This window comes from Kitasatospora sp. NPDC047058, from assembly GCF_040643935.1.
Classification (GTDB): Bacteria; Actinomycetota; Actinomycetes; order Streptomycetales; family Streptomycetaceae; genus Kitasatospora.
The window spans coordinates 1-25,103 of the sequence record NZ_JBEYVJ010000096.1; the positions used below are offsets into that span (position 1 = coordinate 1).

Below are 25,103 nucleotides of genomic sequence, written 5' to 3' on the forward strand. Positions count from 1 at the left end.
AGACGACACGACACCCCGTCCCTGCCACCGATACACCGGCACTATGCCTGACCAGCGAAAACGCACCCGTCACTATCGGAAAGACAACGGCTTCTAAGGGCGACATCTCCCAGAGGTCGACCTGTGTACGTCAGTCTGAAGCCCTCTGTCGGATCCGCCTTGTCGGGGTCCAGCCGCAGGTACAGCAGGATCGCCCGGCGCGCTGCCGACGAGCGGAAGATCGCGGAGGTGCCGCTCAGCAGCCGCTTGTAGGCGATGTAGTGCTTTGAGCGCCACCGCCTTGACCTCGCCCGCCGCGATCGGTATCTCGTCCAGCTGACAGGCGGGATGCGGCGGAGTGTCGGGACGCGCACCATTACCGGTTCGGATGGCGTGTCTGGTCCTGACTTGCTCAGCGGCATGTGCGAAAGCTGAAGGTTCCCTGGCCCGTACGCCCCCTTTACGTCTCTATCCTGCCTCGCCCACTCTGTAACGGTCATTGACTGGTGCGGGTGTCGGGCCGGGAGGGGACGGATGTCGAAGGGCACCTCGGGGGAGTATTGGGCCGAGCCGGCGTTGCCGAGCGTGTTCAAGCACGATCTGCTGAGTCGGTACATACCGAAATTCGGTGGAATGACCGGATCGCAGGGCGGTGAGGTTGTCTACCTGGACGGGTACGCAGGGGAAGGGCGTTACCTCAACGGTGAGCTGGGGTCGGCCGCCCGGGTGCTCAAGGTGGCGGCTGACCATCAGTCGAAAGGGTTGGTGCGGTGGACGTGCTTCTTCGCGGAACGGTCTGCGGAGTCGTTCATTCAACTCGAAGCGCTGGTGGAGGAGTACCGGTCCCGCGGCGTTGATGCCCGAGCCTTCCGCGGTGACGTGCTCGGCCTGTTCGACCAGGTGCTCGCCGCTGCGGAGGGTCGGCCGCTGTTCCTGTTTCTCGACCCCTGCGGGCTTGCTCTGCCCTTCGACGGTCTGGTCGAGGTCCTCGCCCATCGACGCACCACCGCGGCCTGGCCGCCCACTGAACTGCTGCTCAACTTCAGCATGATGGCGGTGCGCCGGATAGGCGGCAACTCGCACTCCCCGAAGGGGAACGAGAAGACCAACGAACGGCTCGATGCGGTCTGCGGCGGCGTCTGGTGGCGGCAGTACTTCGCCGACGGGTATACGCAGGACGCCGACGAGAAGGTAGCCGCCGAGTACAGCACGCGGCTAGGGAGTGAGACCGGCATGCGCATGGTGTCAGTGCCGGTGACCAAGGGGCCGGGCCAGAAGGCGGTCTACAACCTGGTGTTTGGGACGCGGAGCAACCACGGTCTGTGGGTCTTCGGCGACGCGCACGCGCGTGCCCGGGACACGTGGTGGAAGGGGGTCGAGTTGCAGGAGGAGGCCACCGACAACGCCCTGTTCACGCTGGCGACGATGCAACGGCCGGACCCGGCAAAGGTGCAGCAGGAGGCGGTGCCGGCCATCGCCGAGAACATTCGGACGCTCTTGCAGCGGGGGAGGCCGTTTAGACTGGTTGACCACACGGTCCAGGTGTTCGGTGACTATTTCGGCCAGGTGCCGGAGACCGTGGTGGGCAAGGCGGTTCGGCAACTGCACGCGGCTGGACTTCTCGCGAACGTTGGGAAGGCGTCGAGGATCAAGAACCTGGAGCTGCGTCCTTCGATCAGGCGCTGACCGGCAGTGGGAGCTGGTCCCAGGTGCGGCCGTCGAGCAGGCGGCCGCCGGCCTTGGGGGTGTGACCGCCCCACTGCTTGAAGAAAAAGGCCACCTCCTCCCGGAGGCAGGCGTCGCGGAGGTCCCGAACCCAGGCTTCGTCCATGCGCCGGTAGCCGGGCCCGGACTCGCCGCCCGCGATGACCCAGTGGATGCCGTCCAGCTTGAGCCCGTCCAACGGGCCCAGCAGCGGCTCGCAGGACAGGAACCGGACGGCGGCGGGCACCGCGCGAAGGTCGTCCACCCGGTCGAGTTCGTCCATGCTCTCCACCGACACGCCCATCCACACATTGGACGGCCACTCCAGTCGCTCCGTCACGCGGCGCAGTCGGCGGGCCCGCTTGGTGAGCACCTGGTACGTGTGCTGCGGCGTATCCGCCATCACCGTGAAGACCCGGCGGACGAAGTTGAGCGGAACGCGGGCGTGGAAGAGATCGGACATCGAGTCGACGAAGACGGTCCGTGGCCCGCGCCACCCGTACGGAGCCCGCAAAACGTCCGGGTGGAGAGTTAGGTCGAAACCGGGCCCCGACGTCCGCGGGTCACCATCGTTCTGGTACTTCGCGGCACCCATGGACTTCAACCGCTTCGCCAACGTGAGCGCGTAGCAGTTGTCGCACCCGGCCGACACCCGGTCACATCCCGTCGTGGGGTTCCATGTCACCTCCGTCCACTCGATTCCGCTGCGCTCGCCCACTTCTGCTCCCGTTCTCCGTCGTGCTCTGCAGTGCCGCTCCCGCAGGCTCCTGCGTCGCGTCTCCGGGACCACCCTCCTCCGTCCACCGGAGCCGTGTCGAACCAGGCAGGTCACAGCTCCGCCCTCGCCGGGACCGCGTATCACCGGCCGACGGCTCGGCCAAGTTGCCAGAACCGGCGAGGATCGGGTCGCGCCGTTGTCCGACTGGCGCCGACCGCCCCCTGGGAGGAGCTCCTCGTGCCCGAGCAGTTCATGACCGTCAAGCAGACCGCCGCCTACCTGAACATGTCTGTCGCCTGGGTCTACCGGGAGGCCCCGCGAATCGGGCTGGCCCCCTATAGGTTCGGCCGTGGGCCGAACGCGAAGCTTCAATTCAAGCTCTCGGAGGTCCAGGCGTGGGTGAAGCAGCAGCGGTTGTCGGGGGTCTGAAGGCGTTGGAGCAGGATGGAGGGCCTGCCCCTGTTGGGGCCGGCCCTCCTCGTGTTCAGGCGGCCAGGCCAAGGTCGAGGAGCTGGGCGGCTCGGCTGATGGAGCCGGGCATGAGGTGGCGGTAGATCCCGAATGTGATGTCGATGCTTCGGTGGCCCATCCACTCCGCCACGTCGGTGACCGGTATGCCGTTGCTGAGGCAGTTCGACGCGAAGAAGTGGCGGAGGCCGTAGAGCACCATCCCCTCCGGGATGTCGGCGAGGCCGGACTTCTTGATCCTCCGCCACTTTCGATCGATGACGTAGTGCGGCATGACCCGGCCGATGTCCGTGGGATTGCGGAGGAGGTACCCGTCCACGGTTCCGTATGTGTCCGCGTACCACTCGATGGAGCGCCTGGTCCGGGCCGGCAGTGGGACGTCCCGGTACTCGCCGACCTTGCGGTGCTTCAGGCGGGCGTAGGACCAGGTGGCCTGGTTGACCTGTTCGGTGACCCGGTAGACGTCGTCGGCGACGATGTTGTTGATGTTGACGGCGTACGCTTCGCCGTTGCGCAGACCGCAGCCGCTCATCAGGTCGGTCACCAGGCGGAATGCGTCGTCGCCCGCATCCCGGATCTCCTGCAACTGTGAGACGGACGGGATCACCGCACGCCTCGGGTCGTACTGCGGTGCCTTCACCCCGGCGAGTGGGCTGTCCTCGTAGAGGCCGAGCCGGTGCGCGTCCAGGAGGATGGCCTTCAAACTTATGAACGCGTTGGTCTGGGTGGCCAGGCCGACACCGTTCCGCTCCATGTCCTGGATGAACGCCTCGACGACCTTGTGGTCGAACGTGCCCATGCGGCGACTGCCGAAGGCGGGGAGAAGGTGGATCCTCAGAAGCGAATCGAGGTTCCGCACCGAGGCGGGGCCCAGATCGCGCTGGCCTTTGAGCCACTCGGCGACGTAGCCGGAGAAGTTCATCCCTCCGTACTTCTGGACGCGTTCGGCCTTGCGCTGGCTCTGTGGGGAGTTCTTCCGTGCGTGGTACACCTCGGCGAGACGGGCCTTCGCCTTGTCCTGAGTGACGAAGCCGGACTCCTCCGCCTGGCGCCCCGCCGCGTTGCGGTACCTGATCTTGTACTCGTGCGGGCACCTGCTCCAGCGGGACTCGGGGTGCTCGCACTCCTTGAAGAAGCTGCCCATGCCGCGGGTGAGGCCTGTGGTCGCCATGGTGGTGGGAACCTCCGGGAGTCTTGCTGACCTTTTGCTGACTCCGGATGATCGATCAAGCCCCTGAGCTGGGCGGAAACGTAGATCTCGCTATATCCTGCGGAAGGTGATCTGGATGGTGCCCGGCTTCACCGTCGAGGCCTACCGCGACCGGCTGCGCGAGCTGGACGCGCAGATCCGGGCGGAGGGGTCGTTCGTGGCGTACTCCGCGCGCTTCCTGATCGAGGCCCGCAGGCCGGTGTGACCGAGGCCGGCTGACCTGGGCCGGCGCGGCGCCGGGTGGTCGGGTTTCGGCCAGCGGGCGGGTCCGGTGGCGGCCGGGGCGCTCTTGCCGCCACGGCCGGCCGGCCGTTCCATGGCCGTATGGCGCGCAGCGAGCTCGTTCTGATGACCGATCACAGCTCCACCGAGGGCAGCCGGGACGTCCTCGCCACCGCGGTGCGGAGACTCACCGGCCGGGCGCCCGTCCTGGTCGACGCGCGGCACTTCATGACCGGCGGCACCGGGCGGATCGGCCCGGCCGCTCCGCGCCCGGCGGGCGGGACGGGCGGCGCGGTCCGGCTGGAGGTGCCGGCCGACGGCGTCGACGTGACGGCGGAGGCGGTGCTGGTCTACGAGATCCCGCCGCACCGGCGGCGCGACTTCGAGGCCTGCCAGCGGCTGCTGCGGGAGCACGGTGCCCGCTCGCTCGGGACGGACGCCGAGGCCTGGCGGGCGGCCACCGAGAAGGACCGCACCGTCGAGCGGTTCGCCCGCGACGGCATCGCGCAGATGCCCGCCGTCACGCTCTCCCGGCCCACCCCGGAGGCGGCGGCCGAGGCGTTCGAGCACCTCGGCGGGGACGTCTGGGCCCGCCCCACCGTCGGCATGGGCGGCAGTGACGTCTTCCACGTCACCGACCGCACCCGGCTCGCCGCCGTCGCACGCCATTACGCCGCGGCCGGCACCGACTGGCTGCTCGCCCGGGACGCCGGGAACTTCACCCCCGACGGACGGCGCCACCAGTACCGGGTGGTGGTGCTGGCCGGGCGGGTCGTCCGCGCGGTGGAACACGTGCAGGCCGATCCGGACGCGCCCTGCAACGAGTGCCAGGGCGCCGTCTCCACCCTGCTCGACGAAGGTGAACTGCCTGCCGGCCTGGCGGAGTTGGCGGTGTCCGCGACCAAGTCGATCGGCCTGCCGCTGGCCGGGGTCGACCTCGCTGCCGAGAACGGCGGCGTGGTCTTCGAGGTCAACGTCCACCCGGCGTTCGGTTCCGTCGGCGGCCTGGAGACGGTCGCCCTCCCGTACGCGGCGGCGCACCTCGCACCGCGGCGGTAGCGCCGGGGCGGCGATGGTCGCGGCACCGCAACCGCCGCCCGGCCGCCGGAAAAGCCGCCGACCGTACCCCGGTCGGAGGCAGGCGCGCGCGGGTACTAGACTCGGTGAGGTTGTGAAGGCACCTCGTTCGGTGAGGCGTCGCCACGGACACAGGCCACTGACCCCACGACGTCGAGAGACGCCCAGGTTCAGGACAGGTCTCCCCGGCCTAAGGGGTGACCCCAAGTGGCTGCACCCCCGGGTGCTACGCCGTGGCGTGCCAAAGCTCTGACGAGATCGGGGGTGCCCACCCGTCCTGCGGTCCCGTGTGTGCACGGCCGTGCCGGGTGGATCCTCCTGAGCGCCCGGTAGCGGCGGCCCGGTGTGCGGGCGCCCGACGGTGAGGAGGTGAGAGCTGTGGAGTGCAGTAGTCCGGGCCGAAGTCGGCCCCGCCCCAGGATGTCCCCCTCATCTCCCGGCACCCGGCACTTCTCCTCCCGTACCGCTCCCGCCCCCTGCCGCCGTACCGCGCGCCGCTGACACCGGCCGGTGCCGCGGCGCGACCGGGCGCCGTGCGCGGTGGAGGACGGCCGGGCGCCTCCCCGCCCGCCCCGCCCCGTTGACGACCGTCCCGGGAGCGGCGGCCACCGAACCGTGGAGGTCCCCGCCATGTCCGACTGGCGTGTGCGCGCCGTGCGCGCGAGCAAGCGTCCGTTCTCCCGCCCCGTCTCCGGCGGCGTCCGCAACCGTGATGCGCAGCCGGCGCCCGAGCACTCGATGGACCCGCGGCACGACCAGCCGGCCGAGCCGGTCACGCTGGAACGTTCCGTCGTGGACGCGGCGGTGTACCGCGACGGCCGCCGGGTCGGCGAGCCCGCCGGCCTGGCCGACATCTACCGCGAGCTGCCAGGCAAGCCCGGCACGATGGCGTGGATCGGGCTGTTCCGGCCCGCCGAGAGCCAGCTGCTGGAGGCCGCCGAGCGGTTCAACCTGCACGAGCTGGCCGTCGAGGACGCCATCGTCGCCCACCAGCGCCCCAAGCTGGAGCGCTACGGCGACACCCTGTTCTGCGTGCTGCGCGCGGCCCGGTACCTGGACGACGTGGAGGAGGTCGACTTCGGCGAGATCCACCTCTTCGTCGGCCCCGACTTCGTCCTCACCGTGCGCCATTCGCAGGCCCCCGACATCTCCGCCGTCCGCCGCCGGCTGGAGGCCGACCCGGAGCTGCTCGCGCTCGGCCCGGAGGCGGTGCTGTACGCGGTGCTGGACGCCGTCGTCGACGGCTACGCGCCGGTGATCGCCGGCCTGCAGCACGACATCGACGAGATCGAGACCGAGGTGTTCGGCGGCGACCCGCAGGTCTCCCGCCGCATCTACGAGCTCTCCCGCGAGGTCATCGAGTTCCAGCGGGCCACCCGGCCGCTGCTGGAGATCATGAAGAGCCTGGAGGCCGGCTTCGGCAAGTACGGCACCGACGACGAGCTCCAGCGCTACCTGCGCGACGTGGCCGACCACGCCACCTACGCGGCCGAGCGGGTGGACGGCTTCCGGCAGATGCTGCAGAACATCCTCACCGTCAACGCGACCCTGGTCTCGCAGCGGCAGAACGAGGAGATGAAGCAACTCGCCGAGGCCGGGCACGCGCAGAACGACGAGATCAAGAAGATCTCCTCCTGGGCGGCGATCCTCTTCGCCCCGACCCTGATCGGCACCGTCTACGGCATGAACTTCGAGCGCATGCCCGAACTGAAGTGGGCCTTCGGCTACCCGTTCGCGATCGCCCTGATGGGCCTCGTCTGCACCGGGCTCTACCTGGTGTTCAAGCGCCGCGACTGGCTCTGATCCCGCCCGTCCCGGGCCCCTCGGGTGGGTGCGTGGGCAGCGCCCGCCCGGACGGCCGGGCGGGTGCTGCCCGTTTGACAAACCTGCTTGCCGGAGCGGCAGATAGAGGCATGGCCCACCCCCAGCACGCCGGCCGCCACGGTGGCCGCCACGCCGACGGCCCCGTCACCCCCGTCACCGGCCCGGCCGGTGCGACCGACCCGCCCGGCGAGGAGCTCGCCACCGTCCTCGACGCGGTGGGGCCCCGGCTGCGGGCGCTGCGGCGGGAACGGGGAACCACCCTGGCCCAGCTGAGCGAGGCCACCGGCATCTCCCTCAGCACGCTGTCCCGCCTGGAGTCCGGTCAGCGCAAGCCCACCCTGGAACTGCTGCTGCCGCTCGCGCGGGAGTACCGGGTGCCGCTGGACGAACTGGTCGGCGCCCCGGCCACCGGCGATCCGCGGGTCCATCCCCGGCCGTTCACCCGCGGCGGCCAGACCTTCGTCCCGCTCACCCGCCACCTCGGCGGGCTGCACGCCTACAAGCAGATCATGCCCCCGGGCTTCCGCGTCGGCCCCGAGCTGGAGACCAGGGTGCACGAGGGCCACGAGTGGGTCTACGTGCTGGCGGGCCGGCTGCGCCTGGTGCTCGGCACGCAGGACGTCGTGCTGACGGCGGGCGAGGCCGCCGAGTTCGACACCCGGATCCCGCACGCCTTCGGCAACGCGGGGCCGAACGCCGTCGAGTTCCTCAGCCTGTTCGGGCCCCAGGGCGAGCGGATGCACGTCCGGGCGCGGCCGGGAACCTCCGTTCGTTAGCTGACAACGGGGGTTCCGGACGGGCCCCGCCAGGCCGTTCGGAGGGGCCCAGGATGAGTGGCGAGAACACCGCGGAGACCGGCGGGACGGGCGAGGGGCCCGCCCCGGGCGGCACGGCCGGCCGGAACTTCGACGTCGCGGTCAGCGACGACCGCGCGGGCGGTGGCAGCGGGCCGACGGCCGGGGACGCGGCGCGGGACAGTGACGCGGCGCGGGACGATGACGCGGCGCGGGACAATGAGGAGATGGCGGAGAGCGGCAAGACGGAGCGCAGGAAGCGCCCGTTCTGGCAGGAGCTGCCGATCCTGGTGGTGATCGCGCTGCTGCTCTCCCTCGCCATCAAGACCTTCTTCGTCCAGGCCTTCTCGATCCCCTCGGGTTCGATGCAGCCCGCCCTGGAGAAGGGCGACCGGGTGCTGGTCGACAAGCTGACCCCGTGGTTCGGCGCCACGCCCGAGCGCGGCGAGGTCGTGGTCTTCCGTGACCCGGGCGGCTGGCTGGAGACGGCGCCGCAGCAGTCCGGCAACTCCCTCGTCCGGGGCATCACCAAGGCGCTCGGCGTCGTCGGCCTGATGCCCTCGGCGGACGAGAAGGACCTGATCAAGCGGGTGATCGCGGTCGGCGGTGACACCGTCGAGTGCAACAGCGGCAGCCCGGTCAAGGTGAACGGCGTCCCGCTGGACGAGCCCTACCTCTACCCGGGGGCGACCCCGTGCGACGACGCGCCGGCCGGCACGGTGAAGGTCCCCAAGGACCGGCTCTGGGTGATGGGCGACCACCGCAACAACTCCAGCGACTCCCGCTACCACGTCAGCGGGCCCGACGGCGGCTTCGTCCCGGTGGACAACGTGATCGGTCGCGCCTTCGTCGTCGCCTGGCCGGTCTCGCACTGGGACGCCCTGTCCGTGCCGGACACGTTCGACCAGAAGGGCCTCGACAACCAGCGGGCCCAGGGCGGCGGTTTGGCCGTGCTGGAGGAACTGCCCGCCCCGGAGGCCGCCGCGCTCGCGGTGGCCGCCCCGCTCGCCCTCTGGCGGCGCCGCCGTCGTCCGTGACCCGGACCGTCCGGTGCACCGGGGCGGTTCCGGTGCACCGCGGCGGGGCCCGTGCCGGGTCGCGGGGCCCGTGCCGGGTCGTCGGCCTGAACGCGTCGGCCGAACCGGGTGCAGTACTGCTGCCGCAACGGTGCGGTACTCGTGCGGACGATCGTGCGCCGTTCCGGCCCCTCGTGCTCTACACGGCTGTAGAGTCGGGCGGGTGAGCTGAACGTCCGGTCGCGCGGCCGTCCCCTGCCCGGGAGCCCGCGACCGGGCCCGGAACGGGAGGCGGAACCGTGGTGGAGAGTCGGCGCAGTCCGGTGGTGCGGATCGGCGGGCACGGCGGTGGGCACGGCGACGGCCCGACGGTCGCGGAGGCGGACGTCGAGCGGGTGTACCAGCCGGTCGAGGTGCACTTCGGCGACGGCAGCTGGGCGCTCGGCCGGATCAGCGGCTGGTGGCACGACGGTGGTGGCACGCGCTGGTGCCGGCTGCGGGTCGCGCGGAGCGGCCGCCCGGCCAGCTGGGAGCCGTACGACCCGGCCCGGATGGTGCTGCTGCCGGCCGGCGGCCTCTGAACGGGGCGAGGCGAAGGGCGAGGGCACGAGGGCGAGGGCGAGCGCGAGGGGCGACGGCAAACGGCCCGCCGGGCAGGCCACTTGACCGGGATTGGCCCTGGCCGCCACCCGCCGCATCCGCCCAGGATGGACGGCATGAGCGACTTCCACCGCGCGCTGCGCCCCGAGAGCCGGACCGTTCACCCGCCCGTCCACGAGGTGGTCGGCAGCCGCCCGCTGGGGGTGCCGCTCCACCAGAGCCACCTGTTCGCGTTCACCGACCCCGACGCGCTGGCCGACGCCTTCACCGGCCCGGACCAGGCGTTCTTCTACAACCGCTTCGGCAACCCGACGGTCCGCTCGCTGGAGACCGCGGTGGCCGGGCTCGAAGGCGGCACGGGCGCGATCGCCACCGCCTCCGGCATGGGCGCGATCAACACCGTCCTGCTCGCCCTGCTGCGCTCCGGCGACCACGTGATCGCCCAGCAGAGCCTGTACGGCGGCACCTTCGCGATGCTCGCCGACCTGTCCCGGCGCTGGGGCGTCGAGGTCACCCACGTCCGCGGTGACGACCCCGCCGAGGTGCGGGCCGCGCTGCGCCCCAACACCCGGCTGCTGCACCTGGAGACGATCTCCAACCCGACCACCCGGGTCACCGACCTGCCGGCCCTGCTGGCCGTCGCCCGGCAGGCCGGGGTGGTCGGCGTGGTCGACAACACCTTCGCCAGCCCGCTGCTCTGCCGGCCCGTCGAGCACGGCGCCGACATCGTGATCCACTCCGCCACCAAGTACCTCGGCGGGCACGGCGACGTGCTGGCCGGCGTCGCCGTCTTCGCCGACGCCGAACTGCACCGCACCGTCTGGCAGTACGCCACCGAACTCGGCGCCTCGGCCGACCCGCACGCGGCGTGGCTGACGCTCCGCGGGATGCAGACGCTCGGGCTGCGGATGCGCCGGCACAGCGACACCGCGCTCGACCTGGCCGGCCGGCTCGCCGCCCACCCGGCCGTCTCCGCCGTCCACTACCCCGGCCTGCCCGGCCACCCCGACCACGAGCTCGCCCGCCGGCTGCTGCCCGACGGCCAGGGCGGCGTGCTCTCCTTCGACCTGGCCGGCGGCCGGGAGGCGGCCCGCAGCCTCACCGAGTCGGTCCGGCTCGCCTCGCTCGCCCCGTCCCTCGGCGGCGTGCAGACCCTCGTCCTGCACCCGGCCAGCACCTCACACCGCCAGCTCTCCGACGCCGAACTGGCCGCTGCCGGCATCGGCCCCGGCACCGTCCGGGTCGCGGTGGGCGTCGAGCACCCGGAGGACCTGTGGGCGGACCTGGAGCAGGCCCTGGGCGAGCCGCGGTGACCGGACGGGACCCGCGCGGGTCCCGTGCGGTGTCGTCAGGCCCGTCCGGCGCAGGGACCGGACGGGCGTGACGACACCGCGGAACGGTGCCGGGTGACCGGGTGACCGGGCCGCTGCTGCACGGGCATCGTGAGGGCAGCGGCCCGGTGACCGGGCGGCGGCCGTCAGCCCTTGCCGCCGGCCTTCAGCACCTGGGCGGCGGCCACCCCGGCCGCCGTGTTGCCGTGGCCGCCGCCCTCGACCTCGGCCGCCACCGCGAGATCACCGCGGTAGGCGATGAACCAGCTGTTGGTGCCCTTGCCCGGACCGGCCTCGGCGGTTCCGGTCTTGGCGCCGATCTGGCCGCTCAGCCCGGCCATCGGTGCCCGGGCCGTGCCCTGGGTCGCGGTCTTGGCCATCATGTCCCGGAGGTCCTGGGCGACACCCGACGGCAGCTTCCCGGGGGCCGTGACGCGCTTCGCGTCCTCGCGCAGCACGGGCTGGCGGAACGTTCCGCTCTGCACGGTGGCCGCCACCGAGGCCATCGCCAGCGAGTTCACCTGGATCTGGCCCTGGCCGATGTACGCGGCGGCCGCCTCGTCCTTGCTCTTCGGCACCGGGATCGTGGCGTCCCGGCTCTCGACGCCGATCCGCCACTCCAGGCCGAGGCCGAACTGGTCGCGGGCGACGCTCGGCAGCGTCCCGAGCTGCAGCTTCTCCAGGCCCTTGTCGATGAAGCCGGTGTTGCAGGAGTGCGTGAAGTCGTCGGTGAGGGTGTAGTCGGGGAAGTCCCCGGGCTCGTCGTTGTGCCAGGTCCGCGGGGAGTTGGTGGTGTCCTTGCACGGCACCACCGTGTCCGGGCGCACCCCGGCCTCCAGCAGGGCCGCCGAGGTGACCACCTTCATGGTGGAGCCGGGCGCCTGCCCGCCCCCCAGGGCGCGGTTGAACGAGTCGCCCGCGTACGCGATCGCGAGGATGTGCCCGGTGCTCGGCTGGATGGCCACCAGCGAGGCCGGCTTGCCGCCCGCCGACTGCTGCTTCACCGCCTCCTCGGCGGTCTGCTGGAGGCCCGCGTCCAGCGTGAGCCGGATCTCCGGCGCGCTCGGCGGGGTGAGGACGAACAGCTGCTCCGGCGGCTTCCCGCTGCCGTCCGCGATCACCACGGCCTGGCCGGTGACGACGGACGAGCCGTCGACCGGCATGATCTTGGGCAGGACCGTCCGGAGCGAGGGGAACGCGTCGAGCGGCTTGCCGTTGCGGTCCGTCGGCTTCACCACCGGATTGGGCAGGGCCCGGACGCCGATCGTCTCGCCCGTGTCCAGGTGCGGGTGGATGACGTTCGACGACCAGCGCACGACCGCCCGCCCGTCCGGCACCCGCACCACGCTCAGCGCACCGTCGTACTCCCAGGCCCCGGCCGATCCCTCGAACTCCGCCTTCGCGTGGAATCCCAGCGTCGGCTCGCTCGGCGTGGCGGCCGGCGCCGGGCCCGTCCCGGTCAGCGCGAACGAGCGCGCCTTGACCGCCTCGCGGAACGCCGACAGGGCTGCGCGGGAGGTGTCCTGACGGTCGGTCAGCGCAGCCGCGGCGGCGACGTCCCCCCGGCCCCAGGCCGCCAGGAACTCCTTCGCCACCGCATCTGCCTGCTCGGCGGTCGGCGGCTGCTGCGCCGCCGCGGTCGTCGCGGTGGCGTCCCGGTGGTCGCCGTCCCCCGGCGAGCCGTTGGTCACGGCGTTCACCACGTTATAGGCGCCGTACCCGCCGGCGGCCAGCAGCCCGACGACGACTGCACCGAGCGCCGCCTGCCAGACCCGGCGGGACCCCGTTCGGGCGGGGGCGTCGTCTGCGGGCTCCTCGTGCTCCGCGTACGCGATGAGCTGCTCGTGCTCCGCGTACTCGGGCTCCTCGTACGCGGGCTCCTCGTACGGCGGGTGCACGTCGTACACGGGGTGCACGTCGTGCTCCGGGTGTGCCTCGTGCGCGGCGTGCTGTTGTTCCGCGTACTCGTCGTACCGGCTGGTTTCCCGGTCTCCGGACATTGCTCTTCCCCCCGCATCATCCTGGTACGGGCCCGACCCCCGCCCCCGCTCCGGCGGCCGCACGGCCGCCCGGCGGGATCGTTCGGGCCCGCTCCAGCGTAATCCGGGGCGGGTGACCGCCCGACGGCGGGGCGGCGATCGTGCGCGCACGGTGCACCCGGGGCAGCCGGTGCAGCCGGGGGAACCAGGCCGGCAGCACGCCGCCGCCGACTCCGGGGAAGCCTCTGCCGGTGCCAGGCCTCACCGGAGCAGGCCCTGCCCGGGCGGCGCGCCCTCCGGGCGGGGACGCGGGCGGGCGGCGAGGACGGCGATGTCGTCCTCGGCCGCCGGGGCGGACGGGCCGGTCGGGGCGAGGACGTGCAGGACGGCGTCGAGCAGGTCGTCCAGCTCGCCGGTGGCGGGCAGGCGCAGCGCGGCGAGGCGGTCGAGCGAGACGTCGATGTCCTCGTCCCGCCGCTCCACCAGGCCGTCGGTGTACAGCAGCAGCGTTTCGCCGGCCAGCAGCTCGCGAGTGGTCTGCTCGTAGCCGCCGAGGCCGGTACCCAGCGGCGGGCCGGTCGGGACGCGGAGCAGCTCGGTCGGCCGGCCGGGGGCGATCAGGGCGGGCGGCAGGTGGCCGGCGCTGGAGAGCGTCCAGCGGCCGCGGCCGGGGTCGGCCAGCGCGAGCAGGCAGGTCGCCGGCCGGGCCGACTCGTTGGCGGCGATCACGGTGTCGAGCTGGCGGAGGATCCGGTGCGGCGGCAGGTCCATGCCGGCGACGTCGCGGAGCGTCGCGCGGTAGGTGCTCATGTCGACGGCAGCCTCGACACCGTGCCCCATCACGTCGCCCATCACCAGCAGCGTCCGCCCGAACGGCAGCCGCACCGTCTCGTACCAGTCGCCGCCGACCACCGAGCTGGTGCCGGACGGCAGGTAGCGGGAGGCGAGTTCGAGGTTCTGGTGCGGGCTGCCGGGCTCGCTGAGCAGGGCCCGCTGGAGTTCGAGCGCGATGCCCTGCGAGCGGGTGTAGCGGCGTGCGTTGTCGATGCCGGTCGCGGCACGGGCGGCCAGGTCGCCGACCAGCGCGGCCTCCTCCGCGGTGAACGGCGGTGCGGCGGCGGTCCGGGCCAGCGTCAGCAGGCCGATCAGCTCCCCGCGGGCGGCCAACGGCACCACCAGCAGCGAGTTCAGCCCGGCGGCCCGGTACGCGGCCAGCGAGGCCTGGTCGGGCGCGAAGGCGGCGAGCTCCTCCTCCGGCAGCCCGTTGACGAGCACCGCGATGCCTCCGGCCAGGGCGCGGGCGGCGGCCGACCCGTCCCGGTACCGCACCGACTCGCCCGGCCGGGCCACGTCCGCCACCGCGTCGCGCAGCCTCCCGGCGCAGGCGACGGCGGCGCGGTGCAGCCGCAGGCTGCGGGTGCGGCCGGTGCGGACGGTGGTGTCGGGCGGCAGGACGTCGACGGTCGCCAGCTCGGCCAGGCCGGACGGGACGGCGATGCCGGACGGCTCGGCGTGGCCGGACAGCTCGGTGAGGCCTTCCGACTCGGGGTGGTCGGCCGGCTCGGGGGGATACGCGACGGCGAAGTCGGCCAGTTCTGCGCAGGTGGTGTCCACGTCCAGCGTGGTGCCGATCCGCTCCGCGGCCGCGCCGAGCATCGCCAGCCGGGCCCGGGCGGCCGCCAACTCGCGCCGCAGCTCCTGCTCCGGGCCGGGGTCGTCGAGCACGACGACGACCACGCCGGTGATGCCGCCGCCGACCGCCAGCGGCCGGTAGCGGACCCGCAGGCCGGCCGGGACCGGCGGGCCTGCGCCCTCCGGTCCGCCGGTGATCTGCTCCCGGCCCCGGGCGTCGGTCAGTACCCGGCGCAGCGTGCGGGCCGTCGGGGCGAAGGCGGTCGCCTCGACCGGGCGGCCCAGCAGGTCGGCCCGGCGCAGGCCGGTGGCGGTGGTGAAGGCCGCGTTGAGGTACTGCCAGCGCAGCCGCTCGTCCAGCAGCGCCACCCCGACCGGGGCGGCCGCGAGCACCTCACGGAGCAGATCCGGGCTGTCGCCGACCGTCACGGCGTCCGTGCCGCCGACGAGGGCCGCCGCCGCTGCCGAGGGTGGCCGGCTTCCCGGACCCGCGGGGGTGGCGCCCTCTCCTCCGTCGCCGTGCCGGAACCGCATACGCCCATGATCACGCCCCGGGGCGCGGCACGCCCAGGGACCGGTGAAAAGTTGACGTTGCGGTGGTGGTCTCGTTACCGAGTGGGGTCGTTGTTGCGCCGCGCCCCGGGCGGGAAGCTCAGGGCCTCGGTTCGGCGGGCGGCTGCTTGAGCTTGGCCCAGACCGCTTCCAGGGCGGCGATGTCCGCGTCGTCCAGCCGGTCGTTGAAAGCCTCGGCGAGCGCGTCGCGACGGGTGGCGTCGGCGGCGGCGAAGAGCCGGCGGCCCTCGGGGGTGAGCGCGATCCGCACCGAGCGGGCGTCGGTGGGGGATGGGGCGCGCTCGACCAGCCCGCGCGCCTGCAGCGAGTCGGCCACCCGGGACACCTGGCTGCGGCTGAGCAGGGTCTTGGCGCCGAGGTCGGAGGCGGCGACCGGTTCGTCCTGGCCGTGCAGCCAGAGCATCACCTCGAACCAGGACAGCGGCAGGTCGTGGGCCTTCGCCAGGGCCTGGTCGACGCGGGTGCTGAGGGTGGTGCCGGCCCACACCAGGCCGTAGAAGGCGTGGTCGCGGGCGGTCAGTTCTCCCAGGGTGAGGTCGGTGCGCGCCATGCCGAGAACTCTACCTGTTTGCGTGTGCGTGCACGCATTGCTTATGGTGTGTGTGCACGCACACAAAAGCCGAGCATCCCTGGAGTACCTCCATGTCCACCACCCGCACCGTCCTCATCACCGGCACCTCCTCCGGCATCGGCCTCGCCGCCGCCGTGGACGCCGCCCGCGCCGGCTACCAGGTCATCGCCACCATGCGCGACCTCGGACGCTCCGACGCCCTCCGCGCGGCCGCCGCCGAGGCCGGCGTCACCGACCGCGTCGAGGTCGCCCGGCTCGACGTCACCGACCCCGCCTCCGTGGCCGACTGCCTGGCCTCCGTCGTCGAGCGGCACGGCCGGCTCGACGCCGTGGTCAACAACGCCGGCGCCGGCTACGTCGGCACCCTCGAACAGGACGGCCTCGACCCCGTCCGCGCCACCATGGAGGTCAACTTCTTCGGCGTGGTCGAGGTGACCCGCGCCGCGCTGCCGCACCTGCGGGCGAGCGGTGGCCGCGTCATCACCGTCACCAGCGTCGGCGGCGTCGTCGGCCAGCCCTTCAACGAGGCGTACTGCGCCGCCAAGTTCGCCGTCGAGGGCTTCATGGAGTCGCTCGCCCCGGCCGCCGCCAGCGTCGGCGTCCACGTCTCGGTGGTCGAACCGGGCGCCGTCGCCAGCGAGTTCATCGCCAGCCAGGGCATCGACCTGCCCGCCCTCCTCGCCGCGGCCGGCCCCTACGCCCCCGCGCTGGCCGCCTACGCCGAGCGCACCCTCGCCGCCTTCGGTCAGGCCCAGACCCCGGCCCAGGCCGCCGAGACGATCACGGCCGCCCTCACCGCCGAGCACCCCCCGTTCCGCCTCCAGACCTCCGCCCAGGCCCGCGCCTTCGTCGCGACGAAGCTCGCCGACCTGGACGGCTCGGCTGTTCAGAAGATGACGGGTTCGTGGGTGGGGTGATCAGGAGGGTTTCCACCTCTGGTCGGGTCTCCGCTCCGGATGGCTGTGGACGATCTTGAGGAATTCCTCCCCGGTCTCGACGTGCATTTCGAGTTGATCCCTGCTCGGCAGGTCGGACTCGCCGAACCGGTGTCCATTTTGGCGTCGGCTCATCTGGATGATCGCTTCCATGGAACGGACGTCATGCCGGTACTTGTGGACTTCCAGAAATGCGCACATGATGCCGATGTCCACGTCGAAGTCGCCGCTTTCGGTCCTGGCCACCTCGTGCTTGTGCATCAATGAATTGAGTACCAGTGCGCGGCGGAGCATCAGGCGGGCATTCGGGCGAGCCCCTTCATACTTCGGATTGATCCCGTCGATGTCCATGTACCCCCGCAGTCGGCTCGCAAAATCGGTGGCCTTGGATTCGGGGCTCGCGCCGCTGTCCACCTTGCTGCGGAAGCTCCTGTAGTTCGGGAAGGTGCCGCCAGCGAAAACAAAAATGGACGGTCCGATCAGGTGGGACGACTCTCCCTGCTGGAACTTGCCGTCCTGAATCGGGGCAAGGAAGTATCGGAGCCAGCCGAGAGGGGCATTGTTCAGCGGTGTGTCGAATTCGTCCCACAGCACGAGCGGGACCTTCCCGTCGAGGGCGACGTCCCGGATCTCGTGCATGGCACCCACCAGTTCGGCGGCTGAATTGAACTGGGAGAGGTTGTACTCCAGCTTCTGGATGGTACTGCGCGACTGTTTGGTCCAGGGCTCGACGAGCTGCTCGATCACATAGCCCTTTCCGGAGCCCGGATCCCCGAATACGGCGATCGCAAGGGGCTTTCTCTTGAGCGAGGGATCGCCGTTGTCGCAGTAATTTTCCACGAGATTGTAGAAGGTGTGAAGGCTCTTGATCTCCGAACTGTCCACGGCCACCAGATTTCCGAACTTGGCAATCGGGCCCCTGGTGATTGCGTCGCTGCCTTGGAGCGCCACTTTTATCAAGTAATCGCTGCGCTCTTCGAGCCTTTTGTCCGGTTCGCCCATCAAAGGAGCGCAGACCTTTCTGGTTGACTTGTCCGTTGTCACCTTGTCTGAAATGAGGAGGCTGCTGTGGTCCGAGGGGGCGAAAGAGAGCCCGGGTAGCTCGAACATCGGGTTCGAATCATCGAGGCGGAACCCTGTGTTGTACATTTCCTGCATCGCATGGAGTCCGGCTTTTATGGACTCTGTATATTTCGGGCTCTCGTGTTCAAGGTCTGCCCGGAGGATCTCGCGCGTTACGCTGGCGCACAGGGCCATTCCATAGCCGAACATCATGCCCTTGTTGTTTTCCGTCGCCCATTCGCCGGCCATCAGTCTGGAATTATGTATAAGCTCGTCTTCCGCGTAGTGATCCAGCCACAGCGCGCCGGTCGGGCCGAACGACACGATCAGGTGAGGAAGCTTGTTGAGGCCGAAGCCTTCGCCGTTGGCACGGATCTCCCTGACGACATCCTTGACGGAGAGGTCCCAGGACCGATCCCTGCTGATGCTCGCCCCGGCTTCGCGGAGCCGGGTGACGGTCGTCAGTGTGACGAGTTTTTCATGAAGCCAGCTGGTGCTCTGGGCAAGTTCTTCTTCGAGCAGCTCCCAGAGTTTTCCTGTCGCAATGGCGTAGCTCATTTTCAGGACGATCCAGGGCTTCGGGTCGAGGTGGCTGATGCTTTCCCAGATGGCGTCTGGATTGTCGCGGAATCCCAGTGCGCAGTCGGCGATGATCACGATGCGAGGCGTGCCGATGTCTGCGTACGGCTGGTCGGCAGGCTCGGTGCTCCTTGAGAAGCCGAGGTGGTTGGAAATTCGATACGGTGCGGTCTTCTCGTTCGCTCCGTAGCCGCGGAGCATCGCAAAGGAATAGTTGTACCCGCTGTCGTACGGCGTGAGGCTGCTGGAGCTGGGGAGATCCGGGCGGATTGCGATGTCCCCGGTGAAGCCGGAAGTGACTTCAAGAGGGGGTGAATCGTTGAGCATTCTGGCCAGGGCGAATATCCCGCCCTGATGCCAGTAAAGCTTTACTCTGGCCGCTAAGCGGTCGTCGGAATCGGCGCTACGAAAGCCGGTTTCTGGGATGACGGCCCAATCGATGGTCTGATCCCCCACGACCAGGACGGGTGCGCTGTTCGTTGAGGTCGTCATGACGGTCCTCCCGAGTTGTGCGCAAAACCACCACTCCTCCAGTGGATGACGCGTGCCGAAAATTGTCAACGGTATGTTCACGGACGAAAAATACTGGACCGCTGCCCATCGAAAGGCACGCGGCCGATCGCTCCCGAGCCTCTGCGTGACCGAGTGGCAGCGCTGCGGAATTCCGGCTGATGAGAGGGGTGATGAGCGGTCATACTGTCTGGGGCCCGAGCACAGGCCCCCGCGCAGCGCCCCAGACCGGAGGAACCGATGAGCCGCCACCTGCCGACCACCGTTCCGCCGGGTGGGGGGTCGGGGCAGCCGTGGAACCGGCAGCGGCTGCGCAGCAACAACGAGTGGCTGCTGCTGGAACTGCTGCGGACCGGCGGGCCGTCCTCGCGGGCCCAGTTGGCCCGGGACACCGGCCTCTCCAAGCCGACGGTGTCCGCCGCCCTGGCGGCACTGGAGCAGGCGGGGCTGGTGCGGGAGGCCGGCCGGTTCGTGCCGGAGCGCGGTCGGACGGCGGTGTTGTACGAGCCGGACCCGACGGCCGGGCACGTGCTGGGTGTGGACATCGGCCGGGCCCGGCTGCGCGTCGCGGTGGCGGACCTCGCGGGGCGGATCGTCGCCCGCCGGGACGTCCCGAACGGGGGCCGCACCGCCAACGCGGTGGCCGACGCCGTGGTGGCGGCGGCCCGTGAGACGACGGCGGAGGCCGGGCTCGCGCCGGCCGAGATCGTCCACGCGGTGATCGGCACGCCGGGCGTCTGGGACGAGGAGCGGCGCGGTGTCCGGTACGCCACGAGCCTGCCCGGTTGGGGCAGACCCGGCCTGTTCGACCGGATCGGGGACGGGCTGGAGACGGCCGTCACCGTCGGCAACGACGCCAATCTGGCCGCGCTCGGCGAGTTCACCCTCGGTGCCGGCCGGGGCAGCCGGATGTTCGCCTACCTGCTGATCGGGACCGGCCTCGGCGTCGGCATGGTGAAGGACGGCGAACTGCTCTCGGGTGCCCACGGCGCAGCCGGCGAGGTCGGTCTCGTTCCGCTGCCGCCCCGCCCCGACGGCGAGCCGGGTGGCACGATCGAGCAGGCCACGGCGGCGGACGCGGTGGTCCGGACGGCGCACGAGCTGGGCATGACGGGCCAGCTGACGGCCAAGCAGGTATTCGACGCGGCCCGCGCCGGCGATCCGCTCGCCACCGAGGCCGTCCACCGCGAGGCCGGTCAGCTCGCCTATGCGGTTGCGGTGTTGTCGGCGGTCCTGGACCCGGACCTGGTCGTCCTCGGCGGTGGTCTGGGCAGCAGCGCGGACCTGCTGCTGGAGCCCCTTGAGCGGGCTCTGCAGCGGCTCACCCCGTTGCGGCCGAGGCTCGCGCCGAGCGAGCTGGGCGAGGAGGTCGTCCTGCTCGGCGCCGTCGCGACGGCGCTGGACATCGCCCGGCCCGAGGTCTTCGGGCGACGGACGCTGTCCGTCGGCGGCACGTCGGTCGGACTCCGCATGGATCGACCACCGGGGTACCGCTGGTGCTGTGAAGGGGAGCGTTCGCGCGACCGGTAGGTCCGGAAGAGTCGACTGACCAGGGGGTATGGCGGCCCGCCGTACCCGGGCCCGGGATGGCCTTCGCCGGTGAAGGTCTATCCCCTCTGGCACGTCAGCCACCAGAACGAAGCCGGTCCCGACGGCGAGACGGTTCACTCCGACGACGGGGGCGTGTTCGTCGACGAGCAGGACGGGGACGACGTCAAGCTGCTCGGCGTCTACTCCTCCGAAGGGGCGGCCGGGGAGCGGATGCGCTGCGCGCGTCTCCTGCCGGGCTTCGCGGACGAGCCCGACTGCTTCCGGATCGGGGAATACGACCTCGACGAGGACCTCTGGACCGAGGGCTTCATCCGCATGCCGGTCTAGAGGTGTGACCGACGAGGTCCACCGGGGCGGCGCCGGATGGATTCTCGTCGCACAGGCGTGGACCGGGCTGCCCATTGTCAGAGGCTGCTGGCAGCATGGCCGCTGTGAACGACATCCGTACCACCCCGCCCCGGCCGGTTGACGTCTCCGCCGTTTTTCCTCAACTGGCCCCGCTGGCGCGCCCGGCGGTCCGGTTGCATCCCCGCCCCGGGGCTCCGTCACCGCACGAAAGTTCGGTCGGCGGGCCTCTGCTGTGGCCCGCCGACGAGCCGTGGCCGCACTGCGAGGACGAGTCGCACGGGGCCGTGGCCGACGACTGGAACGAGGGGCCGGTCGCGATGGTGCCCGTGGCCCAGCTGTACGTGCGTGACGTACCCCTGCTGCGGCCGCCCGGGAGGGCCGACGTGCTGCAGGTGCTGTGGTGTCCCTTCGAGCACGAGCCGGACTACAAGCCTCCGACCGTGCTGTTCTGGCGAGCCGCCGCCGAGGTCACCGACGTCCTCGCCGCGCGGCCCGAACCGTCCGCGGTGGAGTACGACGAGTACCTGCCGGAGCCGTGCGTCGTCGCGCCCGAGCAGATCACCGAGTACCCCCACTTCATGGATCTGGGCAAGGAGTTGCAACAGCAGCTGGCCGACGGAAGCAGGTGGCGGGCAGCCGGGGTGGACGACCGGCACGCCCTCGACCCGGAAGAGCTGTACAAGGACGAGCTGTCCGTCGCCCCCGGCTGGAAGGCCGGTGGCTGGCCCAGCTGGGGCCTCACCGATCCCGTCGCCCGGTTCTGCACCGTCTGCGGCGCCGGTATGAGCCCGCTGCTGACGATCGCCTCGAACGAGTGGGACCGCAGCAAGCACGGCTGGGTCCCGCTGGAGGATCAATCCCTCGTGCTCAGCGACCGCAGCGTGTCGAACCCGCCCCGGGTTCACATCTCCAGGACGAACCATCTGCAGCTCTACGTCTGCCCGGAATCCCCGGATCATCCGCACACCGACCTGATCCAGTGAGCGGCCACGCCGGAAGGCCTCCGCGACGCCACGCACACCACATGACCCCCGGCCCGCCGGTGAGTCAGTCCTCCACGGTGGACGCCGGTGGAGTGGTGGGAGGTACCGTGCCGGTGGCCGTGAGTGTGCGCCGGAGCCAGCGGGTGCGGGTGTCGCGGGCTTCCCTGCTGAGGGCCGCCCGCGGGGCGAGGGTGTCGAAGCCGTGGAAGGCGCCGGGCCAGACGTGCAGTTCGGCCGTGCCGCCGGCCCGCCAGATCGCGTTGGCGTAGGCCACGGCCTCGTCCCGGAAGGTCTCGGCCGATCCGACCTCGAGGTAGGCCGGGGGCAGGCCGGACAGGTCGGTGGCGCGCGCGGGGGCCGCGTAGGGCGGCAGGTCGGCGGCGCCGTGCCGGTCGCCGAGCGCGGCCTGCCACGCGGTGGCGTTGGAGGTCCGGTCCCAGGTGTCGTGGCCGGCCAGCTGGTGGCTGGAGAAGGTCTCGTTGCGGTCGTCGAGCATCGGGCTGAGGAGCAGTTGGCCGATCGGCGCCGGCCCGCCGCGGTCGCGGGTCAGCAGGGCGAGCGCGGCGGCGAGGCCGCCTCCGGCGCTCTTCCCGCCGAGCAGGATGCGGTCCGCGTCGAGGCCCAGCCCGGCCGCGTGCTCCGTTGCCCAGACGAGGCCGGCGTAGCAGTCCTCCACGGGGCCGGGGTACTGCGCCCGCGGCGCCAGCCGGTACTCGACGGAGAGGACGGCGAGGCGCAGCGGGAGGGCCCATTCGCGGAGCAGCCGGGGCAGTACGGACCAGGCGTTCCCCATGATCATGCCGCCGCCGTGCAGGTAGTACAGGACCGGGAGCGGGCCGGTGATCCCGGCGGGGCGTGCGCTGACGAGGGTGACGTCGGGCCCGCCCGGTGCCCCGGGTGCCCGCAGCTCGGCCACCTCGAACCGGCCGTCGGCCCGCAGCTCCCGGACCGTCGGCCTGGGCCGGGCCGTGGCGTCCCGCTGCTGCCGGGCCGCGAGGCTCTCCGGAGTGACCGGCTCCCTCACCCGCTCGCCCAGGGCCGCCAGCACCGCGCGCAACTCCGGGTCGAAGGGCGGCGCCTGCCGGAACACCGGGGCAGGGACGGGCTTCGACGACGGTTCATTGGTACTCACTGCGGGACCTCCCCCTTGTGCCGAGGGATGCCCGGCGGCATCCCGACCGGGACAGCTTCCCAGCCGGATCGGCTCCGGGGCACGTGGCGACCAGGGCGCATGACGCCCCGCCGGTCCCCGGTGCCTCGAACGGCGTTGCAGAAAGGGCCAATTGGGACTTGAGGGGTGTTGGCGGAGATGCATACACTCCGGGTGCTCGCATCCGGACGACTCCCCGGGATCCTCGTACCGCCGCCGGTCCGGGCCCGCCCGGCCGCCGGGGCGCGCAACAGGTGCGCACCTGGGCTGCCGATACACCACCCGACCCGACCGTCCGCGCGTCGTCCGGTGACGCGCGGCTCATCCCTCCCGGAGGACGACGATGACCGCTGACGTGGCGGAACTGAAGGGGAAATGCTCGTCCTGCCCAACGCGTGGGATGCGACCAGCGCGCAGATCGTGGTCGAGGCGGGGTTCCCGGTGGTGGCCACCGCCAGCAACGCCGTCGCGGCGATGCTCGGCTACCCGGACGGCGAGGGCGCGCCGTGGCAGGAGATGTTCGCCGCGGCGGGGCGGATCGCCCGGGCGGTGCCGGTCCCGGTCACGGTGGACGCCGAGGCGGGGTACGGGATGCAGCCGCGTGAACTCGTCGACCGGCTGCTGGAGATCGGCGCGGTCGGCTGCAACCTGGAGGACACCGACCACCGGACGGGCGGCCTGGTCGAGGCGGGTGCGCACGCCCGGTGGCTCGCCGCTGTCCGCGCCGCGGCGGACGACGCCGGCGTGCCGATCGTCGTCAACGCCCGCGTGGACGCCTTCCTGCCGCCCAGCGGGATCACCGGACCGGACCGGGTCGCGGAAGCGGTCCGACGGGGCCGGCTGTATCTGGAGGCCGGCGCCGACTGCATCTACCCGATCGGCGTGCACCGCAGGGACGACCTCGCCGCCCTCGTCGCCGAACTCCCCGGCCCGGTCAACGGCAACACGGGTGACGAGTTGGACCTGGCGGCGCTCCGCGAACTCGGCGTGGCCCGGGTGTCCTACGGGCCGCGCTTCTACTACGCCGCCATGGCCGGCCTGCGGTCCTCCGTCCGCGGCCTGCTGTCCTGACGCTTCGTCATGCGGCGGAGAACACTGGCCGCATGCTGCCCAACCTGCACACTCAGCTTGTCTTTTGGCCTCGGTAGGGCAGCTCCATGGCAAGTCGGCCGTCACGATCGAGATCACGTCAGGACAGGTCGCCGAGACGTGGCCTCGATCCGGCGCATTTGGTCACGGCCCCGTGTTTCCCTCGAAGGCGCCAAGGTTGATCAGGCTCACCCGGTGGCCCCAGGCGTCCCACCTGACATGCTTCTGCGAGCCCCAGTAGTAGTTGTCATAACCCATGAGGTCGCCGTACGCCTCGTCTTCGCGCGCCTGGTCAGGGCTGCCGAATGCAGCCAGGAGTTCCTCGTAAGAGGTCAGATGGGCGAAGTGGGACAGATGCGGACCGTAGATGGCGAAGCCGACGACCGTCCCGGCTTGAACCTTGTAGGTGAGCTTGTCGGCGCAATACAAGAATCCATCTGACCGGGCAGCATGGTTGACGACCTCGTCGAGGGTCAGCTGCCGCCCGTCGGCGTCGTAGTACTCGCTGTCGATGTCAGTCCCGCCGCGGTACCGGGCGACTACGGAGGACTGGGCCTCGACGATGCTCCGGCGCGGGACGCCGGCGGCTGGTGCCCCCAGGGCTATGCCGTTCATCGCGACAGTCGTGAGGTCGAGGTGAGGCCGGGACAGCACGTCCAGGTTGTCGAGGATCTCGATCATCGCCAGAGTCTAGGCTCAGAGGTGGTTGCCCGCTTGTCTTTTGCCCTCTGGTGTCAGGCTGAGACTCGATCCCGTTGGTGATCGTTTCGGGGAGACTGGGCCGGGTGGGTTTGGGCGCTTTGGGCCAGGCGGGCCCCGACGGGCCGGCGCCGACCCTGGTGGGTGGCCACCGGCGAGGCCTACGTGCGGCCCCCCCATCAAAGGAGGGGCACCAAGCCACAACGAACCGCTACAGAAGGTCGAACGGCAGGTTCAGGAACCGACGCCCCAGTCCCGGTCGAACAGCTCCTTGAGCCGGGGCGCCTCGTCGTCCAGGGTGGCCTTGACCTTGCGCAGTGTCTCGGCGTCCCGGTTGATCGCGGCGTTCTGCAGATTCGACTCCACCGTGATCGGGGTTGCCGCCAGGCGCTGGGTGCGGCACCGCATGTGGGCGGTGCCGCACCTCACATGAGATCGGGAGTGGCCACGTGTGATATCCAGTGCCGATGGCACGCAGAGGGGGTTGGGGGGTGTGCTT

General features: G+C 71.3%; 22 protein-coding genes, 1 pseudogene and 1 riboswitch. Of the genes and pseudogenes, 14 read left to right on the top strand and 9 right to left on the bottom strand.

What is annotated here, in order from left to right; translation table 11 throughout:
* Window positions 1-513: 513 nt before the first annotated feature.
* Entirely contained in the window at window positions 514-1,665 is a 1,152-nt protein-coding gene (gene tcmP, locus ABZ885_RS17150; protein WP_360188512.1) for a three-Cys-motif partner protein TcmP, read from the top strand.
* On the opposite strand, the gene ABZ885_RS17155 is transcribed toward tcmP, so the two are convergent.
* Entirely contained in the window at window positions 1,655-2,545 is an 891-nt protein-coding gene (locus ABZ885_RS17155) for a phage Gp37/Gp68 family protein (protein ID WP_360188515.1), read from the bottom strand. The genes tcmP and ABZ885_RS17155 overlap by 11 nt on opposite strands.
* A 93-nt stretch (window positions 2,546-2,638) precedes the next feature.
* Here ABZ885_RS17155 and ABZ885_RS17160 point away from each other — a divergent pair, with 93 nt between their 5' ends.
* Window positions 2,639-2,830 carry a helix-turn-helix domain-containing protein gene (locus ABZ885_RS17160; protein WP_360188518.1) on the top strand — a complete coding sequence of 64 codons (192 nt, stop codon included), beginning with the start codon at window positions 2,639-2,641 and terminating at the stop codon, window positions 2,828-2,830.
* A 55-nt stretch (window positions 2,831-2,885) separates the two neighbouring features.
* On the opposite strand, the gene ABZ885_RS17165 is transcribed toward ABZ885_RS17160, so the two are convergent.
* Window positions 2,886-4,040 carry a tyrosine-type recombinase/integrase gene (locus ABZ885_RS17165; protein ID WP_360188521.1) on the bottom strand — a complete coding sequence of 385 codons (1,155 nt, stop codon included), beginning with the start codon at window positions 4,038-4,040 and terminating at the stop codon, window positions 2,886-2,888.
* A gap of 91 nt (window positions 4,041-4,131) precedes the next feature.
* Between ABZ885_RS17165 and ABZ885_RS17170 the strand changes: the two are divergent.
* The 7 genes and pseudogenes from ABZ885_RS17170 to ABZ885_RS17200 form a co-directional block, all read left to right on the top strand.
* A pseudogene (locus ABZ885_RS17170) lies at window positions 4,132-4,284 on the top strand (SAM-dependent methyltransferase); the annotation flags it as partial.
* A 119-nt stretch (window positions 4,285-4,403) separates the two neighbouring features.
* Complete coding sequence (locus tag ABZ885_RS17175) at window positions 4,404-5,360, top strand: alpha-L-glutamate ligase (RefSeq protein ID WP_360188524.1); 957 nt, start codon at window positions 4,404-4,406, stop codon at window positions 5,358-5,360.
* A 115-nt stretch (window positions 5,361-5,475) separates the two neighbouring features.
* Window positions 5,476-5,649: riboswitch (M-box (ykoK) riboswitch) on the top strand.
* Window positions 5,650-6,008: 359 nt separating this feature from the next.
* Window positions 6,009-7,181, top strand: a complete 1,173-nt coding sequence (locus ABZ885_RS17180) for a magnesium and cobalt transport protein CorA (RefSeq protein ID WP_360188527.1) — start codon at window positions 6,009-6,011, stop codon at window positions 7,179-7,181.
* Between the two features lie 110 nt (window positions 7,182-7,291).
* Window positions 7,292-7,978, top strand: a complete 687-nt coding sequence (locus tag ABZ885_RS17185) for an XRE family transcriptional regulator (RefSeq protein WP_360188530.1) — start codon at window positions 7,292-7,294, stop codon at window positions 7,976-7,978.
* Window positions 7,979-8,031: 53 nt separating this feature from the next.
* The gene (lepB, locus tag ABZ885_RS17190) at window positions 8,032-9,033 is read left to right on the top strand and encodes a signal peptidase I (RefSeq protein WP_360188533.1); all 1,002 of its coding nucleotides are present in this window, start codon (window positions 8,032-8,034) and stop codon (window positions 9,031-9,033) included.
* A 278-nt stretch (window positions 9,034-9,311) separates the two neighbouring features.
* Window positions 9,312-9,593, top strand: coding sequence for a hypothetical protein (locus tag ABZ885_RS17195; protein ID WP_360188536.1), 282 nt, complete (start codon window positions 9,312-9,314; stop codon window positions 9,591-9,593).
* A gap of 135 nt (window positions 9,594-9,728) precedes the next feature.
* Complete coding sequence (locus ABZ885_RS17200; protein WP_360188539.1) at window positions 9,729-10,925, top strand: aminotransferase class I/II-fold pyridoxal phosphate-dependent enzyme; 1,197 nt, start codon at window positions 9,729-9,731, stop codon at window positions 10,923-10,925.
* 164 nt (window positions 10,926-11,089) lie between these two features.
* On the opposite strand, the gene ABZ885_RS17205 is transcribed toward ABZ885_RS17200, so the two are convergent.
* The 3 genes from ABZ885_RS17205 to ABZ885_RS17215 form a co-directional block, all read right to left on the bottom strand.
* A complete protein-coding gene (locus tag ABZ885_RS17205; protein WP_360188542.1) occupies window positions 11,090-12,943 on the bottom strand; it encodes a penicillin-binding transpeptidase domain-containing protein in 1,854 nt (617 codons plus the stop codon).
* A 240-nt stretch (window positions 12,944-13,183) separates the two neighbouring features.
* Window positions 13,184-15,088, bottom strand: a complete 1,905-nt coding sequence (locus ABZ885_RS17210) for a SpoIIE family protein phosphatase (RefSeq protein ID WP_360188545.1) — start codon at window positions 15,086-15,088, stop codon at window positions 13,184-13,186.
* Between the two features lie 118 nt (window positions 15,089-15,206).
* On the bottom strand, window positions 15,207-15,677 hold the full coding sequence (locus ABZ885_RS17215; RefSeq protein ID WP_360188548.1) for a MarR family transcriptional regulator: 471 nt from the start codon (window positions 15,675-15,677) through the stop codon (window positions 15,207-15,209).
* 92 nt (window positions 15,678-15,769) lie between these two features.
* Between ABZ885_RS17215 and ABZ885_RS17220 the strand changes: the two genes are divergently transcribed.
* Window positions 15,770-16,615 carry an SDR family NAD(P)-dependent oxidoreductase gene (locus ABZ885_RS17220; protein ID WP_360188551.1) on the top strand — a complete coding sequence of 282 codons (846 nt, stop codon included), beginning with the start codon at window positions 15,770-15,772 and terminating at the stop codon, window positions 16,613-16,615.
* On the opposite strand, the gene ABZ885_RS17225 is transcribed toward ABZ885_RS17220, so the two are convergent.
* Entirely contained in the window at window positions 16,616-18,766 is a 2,151-nt protein-coding gene (locus ABZ885_RS17225; RefSeq protein ID WP_360188553.1) for a hypothetical protein, read from the bottom strand. It lies immediately after the preceding gene.
* A 258-nt stretch (window positions 18,767-19,024) separates the two neighbouring features.
* Here ABZ885_RS17225 and ABZ885_RS17230 point away from each other — a divergent pair, with 258 nt between their 5' ends.
* The 3 genes from ABZ885_RS17230 to ABZ885_RS17240 all read left to right on the top strand — a co-directional run bounded on the left by ABZ885_RS17230 (window position 19,025) and on the right by ABZ885_RS17240 (window position 21,666).
* Window positions 19,025-20,314 (top strand): ROK family transcriptional regulator, encoded by a 1,290-nt coding sequence (locus ABZ885_RS17230; RefSeq protein ID WP_360188556.1) that lies wholly within the window; start codon window positions 19,025-19,027, stop codon window positions 20,312-20,314.
* Window positions 20,315-20,383: 69 nt separating this feature from the next.
* A complete protein-coding gene (locus ABZ885_RS17235; RefSeq protein ID WP_360188559.1) occupies window positions 20,384-20,662 on the top strand; it encodes a hypothetical protein in 279 nt (92 codons plus the stop codon).
* Between the two features lie 305 nt (window positions 20,663-20,967).
* On the top strand, window positions 20,968-21,666 hold the full coding sequence (locus tag ABZ885_RS17240; protein ID WP_360188562.1) for a hypothetical protein: 699 nt from the start codon (window positions 20,968-20,970) through the stop codon (window positions 21,664-21,666).
* 64 nt (window positions 21,667-21,730) lie between these two features.
* On the opposite strand, the gene ABZ885_RS17245 is transcribed toward ABZ885_RS17240, so the two are convergent.
* Window positions 21,731-22,798: an alpha/beta hydrolase fold domain-containing protein gene (locus ABZ885_RS17245; RefSeq protein WP_360188565.1), complete on the bottom strand. Its 1,068-nt coding sequence runs from the start codon at window positions 22,796-22,798 to the stop codon at window positions 21,731-21,733.
* A gap of 393 nt (window positions 22,799-23,191) precedes the next feature.
* Here ABZ885_RS17245 and ABZ885_RS17250 point away from each other — a divergent pair, with 393 nt between their 5' ends.
* Window positions 23,192-23,887, top strand: coding sequence for an isocitrate lyase/phosphoenolpyruvate mutase family protein (locus tag ABZ885_RS17250; RefSeq protein ID WP_360188568.1), 696 nt, complete (start codon window positions 23,192-23,194; stop codon window positions 23,885-23,887).
* Between the two features lie 162 nt (window positions 23,888-24,049).
* Here ABZ885_RS17250 and ABZ885_RS17255 read toward each other — a convergent pair whose 3' ends face one another.
* Together ABZ885_RS17255 and ABZ885_RS17260 are read right to left on the bottom strand one after the other, a co-directional pair.
* Complete coding sequence (locus ABZ885_RS17255) at window positions 24,050-24,586, bottom strand: hypothetical protein (RefSeq protein WP_360188571.1); 537 nt, start codon at window positions 24,584-24,586, stop codon at window positions 24,050-24,052.
* A 252-nt stretch (window positions 24,587-24,838) separates the two neighbouring features.
* On the bottom strand, window positions 24,839-25,012 hold the full coding sequence (locus ABZ885_RS17260) for a hypothetical protein (RefSeq protein WP_360188574.1): 174 nt from the start codon (window positions 25,010-25,012) through the stop codon (window positions 24,839-24,841).
* Between the last annotated feature and the right edge of the window lie 91 nt (window positions 25,013-25,103).